Here is a 742-nt window from a genome sequence, read left to right as displayed (position 1 = left end):
TCTTGAACTTTTAATACTCCTCTTTCTACTCTACCTGTTGCAACTGTTCCTCTTCCTGTTATAGAGAATACGTCTTCTACTGGCATTAAGAAATCTTTATCTACGTCTCTTTCTGGAGCTGGTATATAAGCATCTATTTGTTCAAATAATTCTATTATTTTATCTCCCCATACTGAAGAAGTATCTTGTAATGCCATTAAAGCTGATCCTCTTATTATTGGAGTATCATCTCCTGGGAATTCGTACTCATTTAATAAGTCTCTTACTTCCATTTCAACTAACTCTAATAATTCTTCATCATCTACTACATCACATTTATTTAAGAATACCACTATGTAAGGTACCCCAACTTGTCTTGATAATAGTATATGCTCTCTTGTTTGAGGCATTGGTCCGTCTGTTGCTGAACAAACTAATATTGCTCCATCCATTTGAGCTGCTCCTGTTATCATGTTCTTAACGTAGTCAGCATGTCCTGGACAGTCAACGTGTGCGTAGTGTCTGTTTGGAGTTTCATACTCAACGTGAGCAGTAGAGATTGTGATCCCTCTTTCTCTTTCTTCTGGCGCTTTATCTATATTAGCGAAGTCTACTGCTTCTCCTAATTGATATCTGTCAAATAATGTTTTTGTTATTGCAGCTGTTAATGTAGTTTTACCGTGGTCAACGTGACCTATTGTTCCTATATTAACATGTGGTTTAGTTCTTTCGTATTTAGCTTTAGCCATTTTGAAATACCTCC

The 742-nt window shown here is 36.3% G+C and carries 1 protein-coding gene; it reads right to left on the bottom strand.

Features of this window, described 5'->3' with window-relative positions:
• On the bottom strand, positions 1 to 728 hold a 728-nt coding region (locus CHF27_RS14015; RefSeq protein ID WP_115976380.1), incomplete at its 3' end, for an elongation factor Tu.
• Positions 729 to 742: the final 14 nt, after the last annotated feature.

The sequence above is a fragment of the Romboutsia maritimum genome (assembly GCF_002251085.2).
Lineage (GTDB): Bacteria > Bacillota > Clostridia > Peptostreptococcales > Peptostreptococcaceae > Romboutsia_B > Romboutsia_B maritimum.
Note: the sequence above shows the minus strand (reverse complement) of the source record. Positions and strands in the feature narration are given on the sequence as shown.